The organism is Bacteroidales bacterium (genome assembly GCA_018334875.1).
In the GTDB taxonomy this organism is placed as follows: domain Bacteria; phylum Bacteroidota; class Bacteroidia; order Bacteroidales; family UBA12077; genus JAGXLC01.
In genome coordinates, this window is sequence record JAGXLC010000069.1 from 1 (window position 1) to 17,836 (window position 17,836).

Genomic DNA, 17,836 nt, shown 5'->3' on the forward strand with positions numbered 1-17,836 from the left:
GAAGCAAAGAACACATCCACACCTTCGTGGAAGCCAAGAAGCTGGCTTTCGAGGACCGGGCGAAGTTTTACGCCGACCCCGATTTCGCTGATATACCCATCGATAAGCTCATCTCCAAGGAATATGCTAAAAAGCGGCGTGAAATGATCGATCCCAACCGTGCCGCCCGCAGCTATCCTGCAGGCGATCTGGAACAAGGCAACACCATCTACCTGACCGTGGCGGACAACCAGGGCAACATGGTCTCGCTGATACAAAGCAACTACCGGGGTATGGGATCCGGCATGACACCCGCCAAGCTGGGCTTCGTGCTTCAGGACCGCGGCGAGCTTTTTTCCCTGGAAAAGGGCCACAACAATGTCTATGAACCCGAAAAAAGACCCTTCCACACGATCATACCCGCTTTCATCACCAAAGATGGAAAACCTTTCATGGGCTTCGGCGTGATGGGCGGATCCATGCAACCCCAGGGCCATGCCCAGATCGTGATGAACGTAGTGGATTTCGGCATGAACATCCAGGAAGCCGGCGATGCACCCCGTATAAGGCACGGAGGCAGCTCCCAACCCACTGGAGGCAAAATGCAAGACGGCGGTGTGGTCCACCTGGAATCAGGATACGGGTATCAAACGATCCGCGAACTCATGCAAATGGGGCACGACATTGAACCCACCGTAGGAGGCTTTGGGGGCTATCAGGCCATCATGTACGATCCGGTAGAAGGGGTCTATTACGGTGCTTCTGAGTCCAGAAAAGACGGCGAAGCCATCGGATATTAGCGGGAAAGCATCACCCCACAGGCAACCACTGTAGTGGCGATCACCAAAAGCCGGTAGCCCTTTTCCGGTATAAGCCGGACCACTTTGACACCAATGAACGCTCCCAGCGCGATGGCAGGAAAAACAGTAAGATCCAGCGCAACCGTTCTCAGGTCGATCGTATGCCAGGAGAAAATATGAAACGGGACCTTGGCCAGGTTGATGATCATAAAAAACCAGGCCTTGGTCCCGATGAAAGTGTTCTTTGGCAGGTACATGGTAAGCAGGTAAATGGACATGATGGGCCCGGCCGAATTGCCGATCATGGTAGAGAAACCGCCGATCATCCCGATGATCGCCGAAAACCACCAGTAATCCGGCACGGTGACCTGTTTTTTCCGCCTATCCTGCCACACCATCACTATCAATCCCATGATGATAGTAGCAGCAATCAAGGTGGTGAAGACATCCCCGGATACCTTATTACCCACAAGCACACCAATGACTACCCCAGCAATGGCCCACGGAATGGGCTTGAACACATACCTCCAATCGGCATGACGGTTGTAGTAGGATACCGCTAAAATATCCCCCATGATCAGCATGGGAAGCAACATCCCGGTAGAGGGTTTCCCCCCAAAGATCACCACCATCATCGGTACCACAATAAATGCCGCTCCCGATAATCCGGTCTTGGCCGCACCCACCAAGATGCCACTGAGCATAATGAGCCCCCACTCCAGGACATTCAAATCAAACGACTGGAAGATCTCCACCAAATTATGCGTCATCACTGTCAAACCATTCACATCCATCAACGGCTACGAATATATAACAATATTTGTTTTTTACATCCCAAATTAAAAGGTTGAAGGTTTGATGGTTGATGTTTGAGTTCAACTACAAAAAGTATGCTTGATAAAGACCATGGATTATATTTTTGCTAAAACACCTTTTTAACAGCATGTTAAAACCATCAAAGGCCCGGGTCTTCCAAAAATTTGAGTCTATTATGATTTTAAAACACGCTGAATTGAAGACTTTTAAAAAATAAAAATTCATGAAATTTAACCAAACAGAATTTTCAGAGGGGACTCAACATTTAATGTGTAACGTTATGGAACATGAGACCAAAGACAAATAGGTCGATTTTGAGATTTGCAGAAATGTTTATATTTTACACTACTTTTGTACCGATTTTCAGATTCTTGATCCATGAGATCCATAGGCTTTATTTTGATTCTGCTGCTAGCCCTTACGGCCCATAAACTCTACAGCCAATATAAAGGCCGGCCATATGTAATCAATCATGAGCCGGAACAATTCCGGGTGGACAATCAAAACTGGTCCATAGATACCGATAACAAAGGGGTAACATACATTGGGAACAACAAAGGATTAATCACTTACGACGGATCCAACTGGGACCTTTTTGAAATGCCCGAAGGCATGGTGGTACGCTCGGTAGAAACAGTGGGCGACAGTATGATTTATGTGGGTTGTTATGAAGAATTTGGATACTGGAAAAAAGATAATCGCGGACGGATGACCTATTACAGTCTGAGCGATACCATAGACAGAGATTACATACACAACGACGAAATATGGAGGATCATCCCCCATCAGGGTAAAGTTTATTTCCAATCCTTTTCAACCCTTTATACCTACGATGGAAAAAATGTGAAGGTACTCCACCCTGAGAACAATGTGGTTCTATTGATGAAAGCCCGGGAGAGGCTCTTCATCCATATGGTAAACCAGGGTCTTTACGAGATCAAAAACAACAAATTTCATTTTATTGAAGGCAGTGAGATCCTGGCCCGGGATGAGATCAAACTGATCCTGCCTTTTGGAGAAAACCGGTTTCTGGTGGGTGCTTCTGCTGGCGGGCTGTATATATATGATGGAAAAAATTTTAACCGCTGGAACTTTCCGGCAGCAGAACGCATCCGGGAAGCAGAAGTGAATGTCGGTCTGTCCCTGGGAAATCTTAAAGTCATTGGAACATTGGTCAAGGGCATCTTCATCCTCAACGAAGAAGGAACCTTACAAGAACACCTCCACACAGGTAACTTCCTTAGCAATAACACCATTCTCTCTTTATCCAGGGATCAAACCGGTAATTTGTGGTCCGGGCAGGACCGCGGACTGGTTTATATCAACCTGAAAAGCCCCCTGGACTTTTATACCTACCCTTCCCGAAGCATCGGCTCGCCCTTTGATGCCTTGCTCGACAATCAAACCCTCTATTTAGGCACCAACCAGGGCCTATTCCAATATGACTACAACAAAGCGGGAGGCTTCATCAACCCCCGCCTGATCTCAGGCACACAAGGCCAGGTATGGGATCTGAGGAAAATACATCGTGAAATACTCTGTGGTCATACCAATGGCACCTTACGCATCACCGACACGGGAATCGAAAAAATCTCCGATATAAATGGAGGCTTTGATCTGTTGCCCATCACCAGGGAAAATGAAGAATACCTCTTACAAAGCACCTACAGCGAATTGGCTTTATATAAATATGGTCAAAACGGCTGGGAATACCTGCGCAGCCTGGATGGATTTCTGGAACCCATCTCCGACATTGAAACAGACCATGTAGGAAATATTTGGGGCACCCATACCCAAAAAGGGCTTTTTAAGCTGAAAATAAACCAGGAACTGGATTCGCTTAAGCATGTTGAATATTACGGAAAAGACAAAGGACTGCCTAAAGAAAGGTACATTCGCATGACTAAAATTAACAACCGGATCATCTTTACCTCCGGATCTTCCCTTTATACCTACGACGATCTGAACGACAGCATCATACCCTATAATAAATTCGAGGGTAGACTGCAAGGATTTGAAAAATCCCGCCAGGTTTTTAAATCACGCGACAACCATTACTGGTTTCTCCGCAACGGCAAAGCAGCACTCTATCATATCTCAGAAGAGGAAGCCAACAGGGAATTCTTTTACGACTTCTCCCGTTTGGGGCTATACCTGAGTTCCAATCATCCCCGTATTACACAACTAAAAGACAGCCTGCACCTGATCTGTTTGGACAAAGGCTTTGCTATTCTAAATGAAAAAAGGACGGATCGGGAAAGGATCTCGAGCAAAGTATCCATTAGAAGAGTCGTTGCCTTTTCAAAAACCAATGAATCCCATTTTTTGCCGGTGAGTCCACCCGGCCATCACCTCGAGTTGGATTATTCCCTCCGCAGCCTGAGGTTTACCTTTTCCTGTCGTACCCCCTCTTTGTATCCTGAGTTCCGTTACAAACTCGAAGGCATGAGAGGTGAATGGACGCCATGGAGCAAAAACTCTAAAGCACAATTTACAAGGCTTCCGGCAGGATCATATACGTTTATGGTTCAAACGATCAGTCCGCAAGGGATAAAAAGTCCCGTTACCCGCTACCCTTTCACCATAAAACCTCCCTTCTATGCCTCAACCATAGCTTGGGCCTTCTATGGCACACTGTTCTTATTGTTGGCTTTTTTCTTGAGAAGAATATTTATCCACCGCTTGAAAACACATAAGGCTGAAATTGAACAGCAGGAAAGAAGCAAGAGAAGAAGGGAAAAAATGCTGGAACAACAAAAATATATGCGGCTCAGAAATGAAAAGCTACAGGCTGAGGTATCCCATAAAAGCCATCAGCTCGCCAGTTATACCATGACCATCCTTCGGAAAAACGAACACCTTACCAACCTGAAAGAAGAGGTTCAGAGACAAAAAAAAGAGTTGGGCCCCCGTTTTCCCAATTATTATTACCGCAAACTGCTTCAACTCATAGACAAAGGAATATCCTCCGAAGAAGACTGGAAGCAATTTGAAATGCACTTCGACCAGGCCCATGAAAATTTCCTGAAACGCCTGAAAAACCAATATCCCGATCTCACACAGGGAGATCTGAAATTATGCGCCTACCTGCGGCTCAATCTATCCTCAAAAGAAATTGCACCGCTGCTTAATATCAGCACACGCAGTTTAGAGGTAAGAAGATACAGGTTGCGAAAAAGACTCAACCTGGATACAGAAGAAAACCTCGTGGAATTCTTGCTGAATTTCTAGATAACTCCTCGCCGGATTTTAATGATTTTTATATTCATAATGCATTCTTTAACAGAGGATTAATACATATCCAACCAGACATGTTGTAGTATTGTTGTGGCACGAAATTTACATTTTGTGCCTGTGTAGTAATTATGTATAGCATAAATTCTTGAAATGTATATAAGTTTTTCCTTAACTTGTATTAATACCAGTATGAATGAATCCCTTAATAATGTTCATCAAAAAAAAGAAAGGAGTCTGCCCATGAAAACCTAACCCTAATTCACTATCTTAAACCCAATCTCTCAAAAGAAACTGGAAATGTACCCGCATTTCCACATCTAATTCACTAAAAAAAGCCCATTTATAACTAAAAAGCATCCAAAAGTATGAAAAGAAAGCTTTATAATAACTCAAAGAGATGGTTGTTGCTGGTATTCTTATCATTGGGATTTATCATTTCCTTACCGCAACTGGCATCAGCCGATCCAGTTGCTGAAGGAAACAATGATTCTGATCTAATCGGTCAGGATCTTCAGCAGCAACAGATTGAAGTTACCGGTACAGTAACTGAAGCCGAAACAGGCAACCCGCTGCCCGGGGTGAACATTGTAATCCAGGGCACCACCAGGGGAACCACTACTGATATGGATGGTAACTATACAATCGAAGCCCCCGAGGATGCCACCCTGGTATATTCCTTTGTAGGCTATGAAAGCCAAACCATTCCGGTTAATGGTCGCCGGGAAATCAATGTTACCCTGGAACAGTCCTCCATGCAACTGGAAGAAGTGGTAGCCATCGGATATGGTTCGGCCAAAAGGAAGGACCTGACTTCCTCCATTTCTACTGTCAATTCGGAGGATATAGATAAAACCCCATCGGCAGATGCCTTGCAATCCCTGCAGGGAAAGGTATCCGGTGTGGAAATTGTCAGCTCCGGTGCACCCGGAACCTCACCGACGGTTCGTGTTCGCGGTATCGGTTCCTATCCGGGTCGGGGAAACGAAAGCCCCTTATATGTAGTAGACGGAGCATTTTATGACAACATCGATTTTTTGAATACTTCGGAGATCGAGTCGATGTCGGTACTTAAAAGTGCTTCTGCAGCTGCCATTTATGGTGTAAGAGCCGCCAACGGTGTAATTGTGATTGAAACCAAATCGGGTGAATTCGACCGCGAAACCCAGATCACCTATGACGGCTATTACGGAGTGCAGGTTGCCCAGGATGTCCTGAAAATGGCCAATGCCGAGCAGTATACTAAGATGGCCATGGCTTCGGGTTCCGCAGCCGATTCCCTGTATATATTAAATGCCATGCAGCGTTACGGCAGAAGCCGGAAGAATCCAAACGTACCTGATGTAAACACCGACTGGTACGATGAGATCCTGCGGCCCGGCCCCATGCAGAACCATTCGCTCACCATCTCGGGCGGCACCGAAAAGTCCTCTTATTCCATCGGTACCAGCTACTTCACCCAGAAGGGGATCCTGGATATGAAAAACAACTACCAGCGCTTCAACCTGCGTTCCAAGGTGGATCACCAGGCCAAGGACTGGTTGACCATTGGCGGTAATGTGATGTTCAGTGATGCCCAACGATATGCGCCGGCAAATTCGGCCTGGAGAAGAGCTTATCATGCCGTACCCATCTTCCCAGCCTATGACAACCAAAACGAGGATGCAGAACCTCTGCAACTGGGGGCTGCAGACATGCTGGGCTACCGGGGCGGTCAAAATCCCCTGGCAGCAACTGAGTTTAACGAAAACCAGATCCTGACCCGCAAGATGCTGGCCAATTTCTATGCCGAGGTGGAGATCATACCCGAACAGCTGACCTTTAAAACAACATACAACTATACCTATTCCTCATTTCAGGGAGAGAATGTAGGTCTATCCTACTATGTCACCGAAAACATGCAGCGGGAAAATTCCACCCTGAATAAGTATACCAACGTCATTTCTGATAAGATCTGGGACAACACCTTGACCTACGACAACAGCTTCGACAATCACAACTTGAGGGTCATGCTGGGTAGCTCATTCAGGGATGAATCCTTTCAAAGACTGGCTGCCGGCGGACTAAATTTTCCAGAGGAACAGCGCAATGCTTGGTACCTGGACAAAGCAGATGAGATCAACGAAGATGCCGTTGGAGATGGTGGTAGCAGATTATACGGGCTTTCCTATTTCGGAAGGGTTCAGTATAATTACCAAAACAAATACTACATTTACGGTACCATGCGTGCTGACGGCACTCAGAAATACCAGGAAAAATGGGGCTATTTCCCAAGTCTCGGTGTTGGCTGGTCTATTTCCCAGGAAGATTTCATGCAAAATGTAGATCCCATCAATTTCCTGAAGCTCCGGGCCAGCTGGGGACAACTAGGTAACGATAAAATACGTCCCTCGGCCGGAACAGCCACCACCAATGTGGTAAACACCGCCATTGACGGATCTCTGGTTTCCGGAACCCAAAGGACCAGTACCTACTCTGTACTCGAATGGGAGCTGGTAGAAGAATTTGATGTAGGAGTTACAGCCACCCTGTTCGATAACCGGATGGATATAGATTTCGACTATTTCATCCGCGACACCAAGAATGCAGCCATCGACGTTCAGCGTCCCCTGCTGGGAGGCAGCACCCTGAAGAACCAGGGTGAGATTCGAAACCAGGGTGTGGAACTCTCCATGAACTGGAGCGATAACATCAATGATAACTGGAGTTACCGGGTAGGTGGCAACCTATCGACCCTAAACAATGAAGTGCTGAACCTCTTTGGTCAGCCGTATCTGAACGGTGGCTCCGCCGAATTCCGCCAGCGCAGCATACCGGGTGAACCCCTGTTGGCATTTTACGGTTGGGAAGTAGCCGGTGTCTATCAAAATCAAACCGAGATACAAAACGATCCGATTGCACAAAACAATGGTTTGGTACCCGGTGATTTCAAATATGTCGATCAAAACGGCGATGAGGCGATTGATGCGGAAGACCGCGTGGTGCTGGGAAGCTATTTCCCCGACTTCAAATATGGTTTCAACCTCCAGGTCAGCTATAAGAATCTGAGCCTCTCGGCCGACTTCATGGGCAAGATGGGCAACAAGATCCTCAACCGCAAGCGCGGAGAGATCATCTGGACCGCCGACCTGAACAAAGACGCCGAACTGGCCACCAACCTGTGGGACGGCGAAGGAAGCACCAACAAATATCCCTCAGCTTCCGGACTGCGTAGAGGATGGAACCAAAAAATGAGCGATTACTTTGTGGAAGATGGCTCTTACTTCAGGATTCGCAACGTGCAACTATCCTATACCATCAAAGACCAAACCCTGATGGGCGTGCAAATGCCTGAAACCAGGATCTACGCTACTGCGGAAAGGCTGCTAACCATCTCCGATTACAACGGTTTTTCCAATGAGGTGTCAAACGGGATTGACGACTTCATGTATCCGACTCCCGCTGTATATAACATTGGCGTCAACGTTAAATTTTAATGCAAAAAGATACAACTATGAAAATCAGTAAATATTCCATAACGCTGTTTGTTTTCATCGGCTTGCTTCTGATTGGTTCAGGCTGCGAGGAGAAGTTGAATGAACCACTGGAAAACACCATTGTAGCCGAGGAAACAGATTATACCCAAACAGATAATATGATCTCTCCTCTTATCGGCATGTATGCCGAGTTTTACGGTATGGGGTGGGAAAAACTACCCCTGATCTCGGTAAGAGGCGATGACGTAAACAAAGGTGCCCAGGGCGATCAGCAACCCTTCGGCAATACCGACAAGTTCAATTATGATGAGAACTACTGGATGTACAACTCGGTCTGGCAGGGATTCTACCGGGGCGTGTTCACCGCGAATTCAACCATTGAAGAAATCGAGAAATATAAGAAACACGCCGATAATAAAGCCCTGGCCGATCAATACATTGCAGAGACAAAAGTGCTGCGGGCCTGGTATCTCTTTCAACTCTCCCGTGTATGGGGAAAGATCTTCATCACTGAAGCATCCGATCCTTCAGGCTTGTTTAATGCGGAGCTTTCTCCCAAGGAGGAAGTGATGCAATACATCTCCGACCAAATGGAACAGGCCGTAGCTGATCTGCCGGATGCCCATCCCAACCAACGGGATGAGATCACAGGTGGGGTAACTCAATATACTGCCCTGGCCATCAAAGCCCAGGCCGACCTGGAACTGGAAGATTACCAGGGCGTGGCCGATGCCACCTCCCCAATCATCAGCTCCGGATTATTCAGCCTGCATGAGGATTTCTATCAGCTCTTCAAGCTCGAGGGCAAGTTGAACGATGAGAACCTGCTCGAATTGCAATATTCCGATTTCGGATCCGGCTCAGGGGAACAGCGCAGCCACCTGTTTGCCTTTTACGGACCACAGAACTGGACCCCCGCCGTTTCCGGAGCCAGCAGCGGCTGGGGCTTCTGGGAACCCACCCTGGAATATATCCAGTTCATGCTCGAGCGAGGTGAGCAGGAACGTCTGCAAACCACCGTCCTGTTCACCCCCGATGGAATTGATGAACTGGAAAATGAGTACGGGCCCCTGCCGGATTGGATCTCCAATGAAACACCTTCGGGCGATATCATTGAGAATGGCCCCCGGGCCAACTTCTTCAGCGGTAAGTATTACTTACCCTCTACCCAACTGACACCAGGGCGTACCGGATACGGAAACAACAAAAATTACCAGATCATCCGCTACGCCGAGGTACTGCTCATGCATGCCGAGGCCCTGGTGCAGGGAGCTACCAGCTCTTCCATATCTGCCGACGATGCCGTCAACCTGGTTAGGAACAGAGCCGGCTTGGACGACCTCTCGAATGTAACCCTCGATCAGGTCATGGATGAAAAATTCGCTGAGATGGCCACTGAAATGGGCATCCGGTTCTACGACATGGTCCGGCTGGAAAGATATGAGGAGTTGAATTATCATGAAGGTGAAGCAGCTTTCACCGAGGATAAAACATTCCTGCCTTATCCATTGAACCAGCAGGATCTGCTCCCTCAACTGCGAAATGAATAAAGTCTAAGCAATTAAAAAGAAAATGGACATGAAAATATTTAGAAATATATTACTTATGGCGACTATGGCCCTGGTTATAGTTGCCTGCGACCGAGGCATCGACCCGATCAGCAAGGTTGAACCGGGTCCCGATGAAGAACCTCCTGTAGTTAATCTCAACTACCCCACTGATGGTACCGCCATCCGGGTAAAAGAGGATATTACCTCCATTGACATCAAGTTTGAGGTGCGCGATGACATTGAAATTCAGTCCATCGTCATTGAGCTTAATGGTTCACAGATTGCCGAATTGACGGAATTCAAGGATTACCGCCGGGTAGTGGAAACCGTTACCTATGATCAGGTAACCAACGGGGAACATACTTTAACCCTCACCGCCACGGACATGAGCGGTAAATCCACATCAAAGTCGGTAGATTTTGAAAAGATCGCCCCCTATGAAACACAGTACGACGGAGAGATCTTCTACATGCCCTTTGATGCAAGCTTCATGGAACTGGTAAGCATCACCAATGCCACGGAAGAAGGTAGTCCAGGCTTTGCAGAAGGAAAAACCAATCAGGCCTACGCCCCGGCTCCCGATTCGTACGTCACCTTCCCCACGGCTACCTTCGCCGCTGGTGATGCACTGACGACAGATGAATTCAGCGCCACTTTCTGGTACAATATGAACACCTCGAAAACCCGCGCTGGAATCCTGGTCATTGGGCCTCCAGGCGACAACGACCGCACCAATGGATTCAGGTTGTTCCGCGAAGGGGACGAAACCAATCAAAATGTCACGCTCAACGTGGGCAATGGTGATAGCGACAGTTGGTTCGGCGGACCTTCCCTTAGCAGTGATGCGGGCTGGGTTCATGTAGCCGTGACCATCTCATCGGATCAAGCCGCTGTCTATTTCGATGGTAACGTGGAAGTGGAAGGCGATTTCCCCGGGCCCATTGGATGGGAAGGATGCGACATCCTCTCAATTGGTTCGGGTGCACCCAGATTCATCGGATGGAACCACCTGTCAGATGTGGGCAGCTTGTATGACGAACTGCGCATATACAACAAAGCCCTCAGCCAGGAGGAAATCCAAACCATCATGGATGAAACAAAAAAATAAAACAGGAAGCCCCTGCAAAAAGGGGCTTCCACTTCCTATTTCCTGAGCAGATTGATAAAACAGGCATAGTCGGAAAACACCCTGTCTTACTGTACAATATGTTGAAATCCGGACTATGCCTGTTTTATACCTTATCGATGATACAACCTTGAAAAGGTTACCACTGGTGCACCAATCACCAAGGTTTGTGGAGAAAGTCTGCGCAAATAAAAAAATCAAATGCCCCCTCAGCCCTTTAAAAGTAAAATCAAACTGACATCCATAAATATGAAGAAGATAGCAATCATACTGCCATTGGCGCTGATCCTGATCCAATGCACTACCAAAAAGCAAGACCCAAATGGTTCCAATAGCACAGATATTTCAGAAGAAGAATTGATGACCCGGGTTCAGAAGCAAACCTTCAATTATTTCTGGGAGGGTGCCGAACCCAATTCCGGCCTGGCCAGGGAAAGAATACACATGGATGGGATATACCCCCAGAATGATCAGGATATTGTCACTACAGGCGGCTCAGGTTTCGGATTGATGGCCATTCTTGTGGGTGTGGAACGGGGTTTTATCACCCGGGAAGAGGCCCTGGAGAGATACCAAAAAGTTCTAACATTTCTCGAAAATGCCGATCGCTTCCATGGTGCCTGGCCCCATTGGTTAAACGGTGAAACAGGAAATGTAAAATCGTTCGGACAAAAGGACGACGGAGGCGACCTGGTGGAGACAGCCTTCCTGATGCAGGGTCTGCTCACCGTGGCCGAATACTTTAAAGATGGCAACCAGCAAGAGCAGCAACTGGCTGCCGACATCCATGAACTTTGGAAAGAGGTGGAATGGGACTGGTACACCAAAGGAGGAGAAGATGTCCTCTACTGGCACTGGTCGCCCAACTATGCATGGGAGAAAGACTTTCCGGTGAAAGGGTACAACGAATGCCTGATCATGTATATTCTGGCTGCTTCTTCCCCCACCCATCCCATTGAAAAAGATGTCTATGAGAAGGGTTGGGCCCGTGACGGAGATATTACAAATGACACGATTTATTATGATCTGCATACCGTGCTCGACCATTACCAAGGTATCGATGACCCGGTAGGCCCCCTTTTCTGGGCACACTATTCCTACCTGGGATTGAATCCCAAAGGCCTTACAGATCAATATGCCGATTACTGGAAACTGAACCGGAATCATGCCCTGATCCATTATCGCTATGCCCTGGACAATCCAAAAGGATACGAAGGGTATGGAAAAGACCAATGGGGATTTACCTCCAGCTATTCGGTCAACGGCTACTCCGCCCACCGCCCCGGAGATGCGGATAAAGGCGTGATATCACCTACAGCTGCCCTATCGTCCTTCCCCTATACCCCGGAAAAATCCATGCAGTTCCTGAAATATCTCTACACCCAGGCCGATAGCCTGATCGGAAAATATGGTCCATATGACGCCTACAGCCATCAACACAACTGGCATACCCCCCGTTACCTGGCCATCGACCAGGGGCCCATCCCCGTGATGATCGAAAACCACAGAAGTGGAATGCTCTGGGATCTGTTCATGTCCAACCCGGATGTACAAAAAGGGTTAAAAAAACTGGGATTCAATAGCTCGAAAATAGAGTAAACCTTATTAATCATCAGTATATCTGCAAGATGATGAAAAAACTGCTGCTCCTTATATCATTATTTATCTTAACCATAGGGATGATCGCCCAGGAAAAACCTTATGACAAGGTGTTTTTTGCCAACAGCCCGATGAGCGGGAATTATTTCTATAGTTCCGCAACATATGAGAATCCCAGCTGGGTTAAAAACCTTCAGAACAAACTTCCTGTCAACGGGCAGCAGTTTTTTACACCACCCAATTCCCTGGAATTGAAATATGTTTCTGGCTCCGGTGGCCAATGGAAAACAGAAATATGGTACCGTTCCCTGCGGGGAGTAGATGCCTTTACTTCAGCTAACCAACTGGTATTCCGGTTGTATGTTCAGTCTTCAACCCAGTCCCGCGAGCTTCCGGCCGTGGCAATAGGTAACCGGGACAAAGGACTTCAGGCTTTTCTCCCTCTGGATAACTTTATTAAAAACTATCACTCCGGTCAATGGTTAACAGTAAGAATTCCACTAACAAGTTTTAATCTGGTTGCAGAAAAGATGAAGCAGGCCAATGTTATGGCATTTCAGCAGCAATCAGAGGATGGCAAGGAACACCAAATGTTCATTGATCAGGTGGAGCTCCTGCCAAATCAAACCCATCCTCCCATTGAAAGCCCGCCTGTAATTGCCTCCTTAACAGGCTATGAAAAACATGTGGATATTGACTGGGAAGACATCTCCGATCCCCGGGTGAAGTATGTGAAAATCTATCGCTCCGGTGACGGTAAAAATTTCCGACCCGTGGGCATTCAATCCCCCCGTATCTCCAGGTATACCGATTATACAGATACCACTTCCCGCACCTGGTATTACAAAATCAGCCTGCTGGACCAATCCTATCATGAATCGTCCCTTTCTGAGCCCCTTCGTGCAAAAACGCATCCCATGGATGATCAGGCGCTGTTGGATATGATCCAAAAAGCCCATTTCCGGTATTACTGGGAGGGCGCTGAACCCAACAGCGGACTGGCCCTGGAATGCATACCTGGCAGACCTCACATGATCGCCAGTGGGGCGTCTGGATTCGGCATGATGGCCCTGCTGGCCGGTGCCGAGAGAGGCTTCATCACCCGCCAGCAGGCGGCAGACCGTTTTGACAAGATCACCCAATTTCTCATGCAAGCTGAAAAGTTCCATGGCGCTTTTCCGCATTTTATAGATGGAAAAACAGGTGAAGTGGTCCCCTTCTTCGGACAAAAGGACAACGGAGGCGACCTGGTAGAGACAGCTTTCCTTACCCAAGGATTGCTGGCAGCCAGAGCCTGGTTCGACAAAAACAATGAACAGGAGAAGCAGATCCGGCAAAGGATCACACAGATATGGGAAGGCATTGAGTGGGATTGGTACCGCAAAACAGACACCAGCAAGTTCCTTTACTGGCATTGGTCGCCCGATCAAGAATGGGTGATCAACCACAAACTGATTGGCTGGAATGAAACGATGATCACCTATGTGTTGGGTATCTCTTCACCTACCCACAATATACCGGCCGGGATGTACTATACAGGTTGGGCAGGCCAAACAAAGGAAGCCCGGCAATACAGAGCAGCCTGGGGGAATACAAAAGAAGGAGCACATTACACCAATGAAAATGTGTATTATGGCATCCCCCTCAAAGTGGGTGTTTCAACTGGAGGGCCCTTATTTTTCACGCATTATTCCTTTATGGGATTGAACCCCCACCAAGTGGAAGATGCTTATACCAATTATTTTGAAAACAACCGCAACATAGCCCGGATCAATCACCGATATTGCACAGAAAACCCCGAAAGCCACCAGGGCTATGGTCCTGATTGCTGGGGGCTTACCGCCAGCGACGGTCCGTGGAATTATTCGGCTGATGAACCCAAACCTGAAGGCGATCCCGGCAAAATTACCCCTACCGGGGCCCTGGCCTCCTTCCCCTACACACCCGACAAATCCATGGAAGCACTCAAAAATTATTACCGCAACTATGGCAAATTTCTGTGGGGTGCCTATGGATTCCGGGATGCCTTTAACCTGGATAAAAGCTGGCGCTCACAGATTTATATGGGATTGAACCAGGCGCCCATCGTGGCTATGATCGAAAACTACCGCTCCGGCTTGATATGGAAATTGTTTATGAGCAATGATGAAATTCAAAAGGGATTGAAGAGGATCGAAGCTGAAAATCCCCAATAATCAAAAGCAATGTCAATCGTAGATATACGAAGAAATCTTAATAAAAAACAAGCAAATGAAACGTCCATGACAAAATAATCATTAATATCACAAAAGGAGATGATTATTTTGTCATGGTAAGTTCCATATGGCCATAATAAATAATAAGATAATCATATGAAATACCTGAATACATTCTTAATCATCACAGGATTCCTGCTGATAGCAGGATCATCTTTGGCCCAGCAAAAGACCTTTTGTAACCCCCTCGACATCGATTACACCTATATGATCTATGACGCCCACAAGGATATCTCCTACCGTTCCGGCGCCGACCCTGCAGTAGTAGAATTCAGAAATGAATATTATATGTTCGTCACCCGGTCCATGGGGTACTGGCATTCGAAGGATCTGCTGCACTGGGATTTTATACAACCTGAACAGTGGTATTTCCAGGGCTCCAATGCACCTGCCGCCTTCAATTATAAGGATTCATTGCTATACCTGGCAGGCAACCCGTCCGGCTCCATGAGTGTGCTCTATACCGATGATCCTGCCTCGGGAGAATGGCAGGCCACCCCCTCCATCCTGCACAACCTTCAGGATCCCGCCCTGTTTATCGACGAAGACCGTCAGGCCTATATCTTCTGGGGCTCCTCCAACAAATGGCCCATCCGCGGGAAGAAGCTGGATATGTCACACCGCTTCCGGCCTTCCGACAGCATCGTGGAACTTTTTAACCTCAATGCCCAAAAACACGGATGGGAACGCTTCGGGGAAAACCATTCCGACAGCGTGCGGGGATATATTGAAGGCCCCTGGCTTACTAAGCACAACGACAAATACTACATGCAATATGCAGCTCCGGGAACGGAGTTCAATGTTTACGGGGATGGGGTCTATATGAGCGATTCCCCTCTAGGGCCTTATGAGTATGCTCCGAATAACCCGGTATCCTATAAACCCGGAGGATTCGCCAATGGAGCAGGACATGGCAGTACCGTAACCGGTCCGCTAGGCAATCACTGGCATTTCGGTACCATGGCCCTTTCAGTAAATATCAACTGGGAGAGACGCATCGTGATGTATCGCACTCATTTCGATGAAGACGGGCTGATGCACACCAACACCTACTTCGGCGATTATCCCCGCTATGCACCCATGGTACCCGATAAGGCAGGAAAATTCACCGGATGGATGCTCCTCTCCTACAACAAACCCGTTGAAGCATCCTCGTCAAATAAAAGCCACACACCAGAAAACATTGTGGATGAAAACGTCAAGTCTTTCTGGCTGGCAAAAGAAAACAACGATCGGCAATGGGTGGAAGTTGACCTGGAAGAACCGGCTAAGGTCTATGCCACTCAGGTTAACTACCACGACTACAAGCCCAATCTCTATGGAAGGGTACCCGGCCTCTTCCATAGATATGTCATCGAAGGATCCACAGATGGCAAGAACTGGGTGACATTGGTTGACAAAAGCGACAGTTACGAAGACACACCCAACGACTATGTCGAATTGACCCAACCTAAAACCGTCCGATATATAAGGTATAAAAACATCCATGTTCCCAACCGAAACCTGGCCATCTCCGATATCCGGATCTTTGGCCTCGGGCAGGGCAATCCACCCGGGCAGGTCAAAAACCTGCAGGTTACCCGCCGCCAGGATCGCCGGGACGCTCTCATACAATGGGAACCACAGGAAAACGCCCAGGGATACAATGTGCTATGGGGCATCGCACCCGATAAGCTATATCACTCCTGGATGGTTTACGATAAAGACCACCTGAATCTTAGGTCTCTGAATGTGGATCAATCCTATTACTTTAAAGTGGAAGCCTTTAATGAAAACGGGGTCTCGGAAAGATCCCAGGCAGTCAAAGTCGAATAACACATGATGCGTAAAGATCGATCATGAAGATAAACCGTGTTATAAAAATACATGCCGTCTTGAAGATGAATCCGGTCCATCGGTTGCTGCTTATACCGCTGGTGCTGCTGTTTCTTTCATGCGAGAAGAAGGAAGATAATGCCCCGGAAACCGACACAAAGCTTGAAATCACTTCAGCGAGAGTCGGCAAAATCAGCCTTTCTGCTTCTTCCCTAACTGAAAACGCTCCGGTGGACAAACCCCTGGTATTGAATTTTAGCGGGGCTGTGGATACCTCAACCCTTCAGAACAATATTGAGCTGTACGGACCCAACTCAGAGAAATTGGACCTGGACTTTTTCATTTTCCAGGACAGAAAATCCATTTCTGCTGCTCCCGAAAAGAAGCTGGATTACAACACGCAGTATCGATTAAACATTAAGGAGGGGCTCAAGGGAGAAGAAGGCGAAACCTTTCCCGGGGCGGAATACCGGTTTAAAACCGAAAACGGCACCTTGAAGATTCAATCCATAAAACTGAATGAAAAAGATTTTAGCCTGCAATACCGCATCAAGAACATTGATTTTCAGACCCGGTTTGTTGCCACCTTCAATGCCCAGGTGGAGAAAGAAGGAATCGATCAGCAAATAAGCCTTTCCCATGAGGGAGAGGAAATTCCGCTTACCATCGGCTACCGGGATGGAGACAGTACCCTGGTGGTTGAAAATGAAGAACCCCTGGATTATTACCTCGAATATACCTTCCAGCTCGATAGGGGCTTAAGGTCCGCCGGCGGATTTGACTTTGATGGTTTCCAGAACAGCTTCTACACCCGGCTGGACAGCACCGATAAATTTCCCAGGATACCTGATGAAGAGTTGTTAACCCAAATACAGGAGCAAACCTTCAAATATTTCTGGGATCATGCTCATCCCGACTGCGGACTGGCCCGGGAAAGAAATACCTCCAACAATACTGTCACTTCGGGCGGTTCGGGTTTTGGTATCATGTCAATCATCGTTGGGATCGAGCGGGGTTTTATAACCCGAACAGAGGGTATGGAACGTATGGAGAAAATCCTCAGCTTTTTGGAGGATGATAACCTGCGCTTCCATGGAGCCTGGCCCCACTGGATGAACGGTTCTACCGGTGAAGTAGTACCTTTCAGCGAAAAGGATAATGGGGGCGACCTGGTGGAGACCGCTTT

General features: G+C 47.6%; 10 protein-coding genes. 9 read left to right on the forward strand and 1 reads right to left on the reverse strand.

The features are described 5' to 3' along the window. Positions 1-779, forward strand: a 779-nt coding sequence (locus tag KGY70_07950; protein ID MBS3775103.1) for a gamma-glutamyltransferase, incomplete at its 5' end; no start/stop codon positions are given. On the opposite strand, the gene KGY70_07955 is transcribed toward KGY70_07950, so the two are convergent. Beyond that, on the reverse strand, positions 776-1,483 hold the full coding sequence (locus tag KGY70_07955; GenBank protein MBS3775104.1) for a sulfite exporter TauE/SafE family protein: 708 nt from the start codon (positions 1,481-1,483) through the stop codon (positions 776-778). The genes KGY70_07950 and KGY70_07955 overlap by 4 nt on opposite strands. Before the next feature lie 490 nt (positions 1,484-1,973). Here KGY70_07955 and KGY70_07960 point away from each other — a divergent pair, with 490 nt between their 5' ends. The 8 genes from KGY70_07960 to KGY70_07995 all read left to right on the forward strand — a co-directional run. Then, positions 1,974-4,826 (forward strand): hypothetical protein, encoded by a 2,853-nt coding sequence (locus KGY70_07960; protein MBS3775105.1) that lies wholly within the window; start codon positions 1,974-1,976, stop codon positions 4,824-4,826. 371 nt (positions 4,827-5,197) lie between these two features. Then, a complete protein-coding gene (locus KGY70_07965; protein MBS3775106.1) occupies positions 5,198-8,305 on the forward strand; it encodes a TonB-dependent receptor in 3,108 nt (1,035 codons plus the stop codon). A 17-nt stretch (positions 8,306-8,322) separates the two neighbouring features. Beyond that, the gene (locus KGY70_07970) at positions 8,323-9,855 is read left to right on the forward strand and encodes a RagB/SusD family nutrient uptake outer membrane protein (protein ID MBS3775107.1); all 1,533 of its coding nucleotides are present in this window, start codon (positions 8,323-8,325) and stop codon (positions 9,853-9,855) included. A 28-nt stretch (positions 9,856-9,883) separates the two neighbouring features. Beyond that, complete coding sequence (locus KGY70_07975) at positions 9,884-10,963, forward strand: hypothetical protein (protein ID MBS3775108.1); 1,080 nt, start codon at positions 9,884-9,886, stop codon at positions 10,961-10,963. A gap of 267 nt (positions 10,964-11,230) precedes the next feature. Next, positions 11,231-12,580 (forward strand): DUF3131 domain-containing protein, encoded by a 1,350-nt coding sequence (locus KGY70_07980; GenBank protein ID MBS3775109.1) that lies wholly within the window; start codon positions 11,231-11,233, stop codon positions 12,578-12,580. A 32-nt stretch (positions 12,581-12,612) separates the two neighbouring features. Then, the gene (locus KGY70_07985; GenBank protein MBS3775110.1) at positions 12,613-14,775 is read left to right on the forward strand and encodes a hypothetical protein; all 2,163 of its coding nucleotides are present in this window, start codon (positions 12,613-12,615) and stop codon (positions 14,773-14,775) included. 156 nt (positions 14,776-14,931) lie between these two features. Then, entirely contained in the window at positions 14,932-16,650 is a 1,719-nt protein-coding gene (locus KGY70_07990; protein ID MBS3775111.1) for a family 43 glycosylhydrolase, read from the forward strand. A gap of 23 nt (positions 16,651-16,673) precedes the next feature. After that, a partial coding sequence (locus tag KGY70_07995; protein ID MBS3775112.1) for an Ig-like domain-containing protein occupies positions 16,674-17,836 on the forward strand: 1,163 nt, incomplete at its 3' end.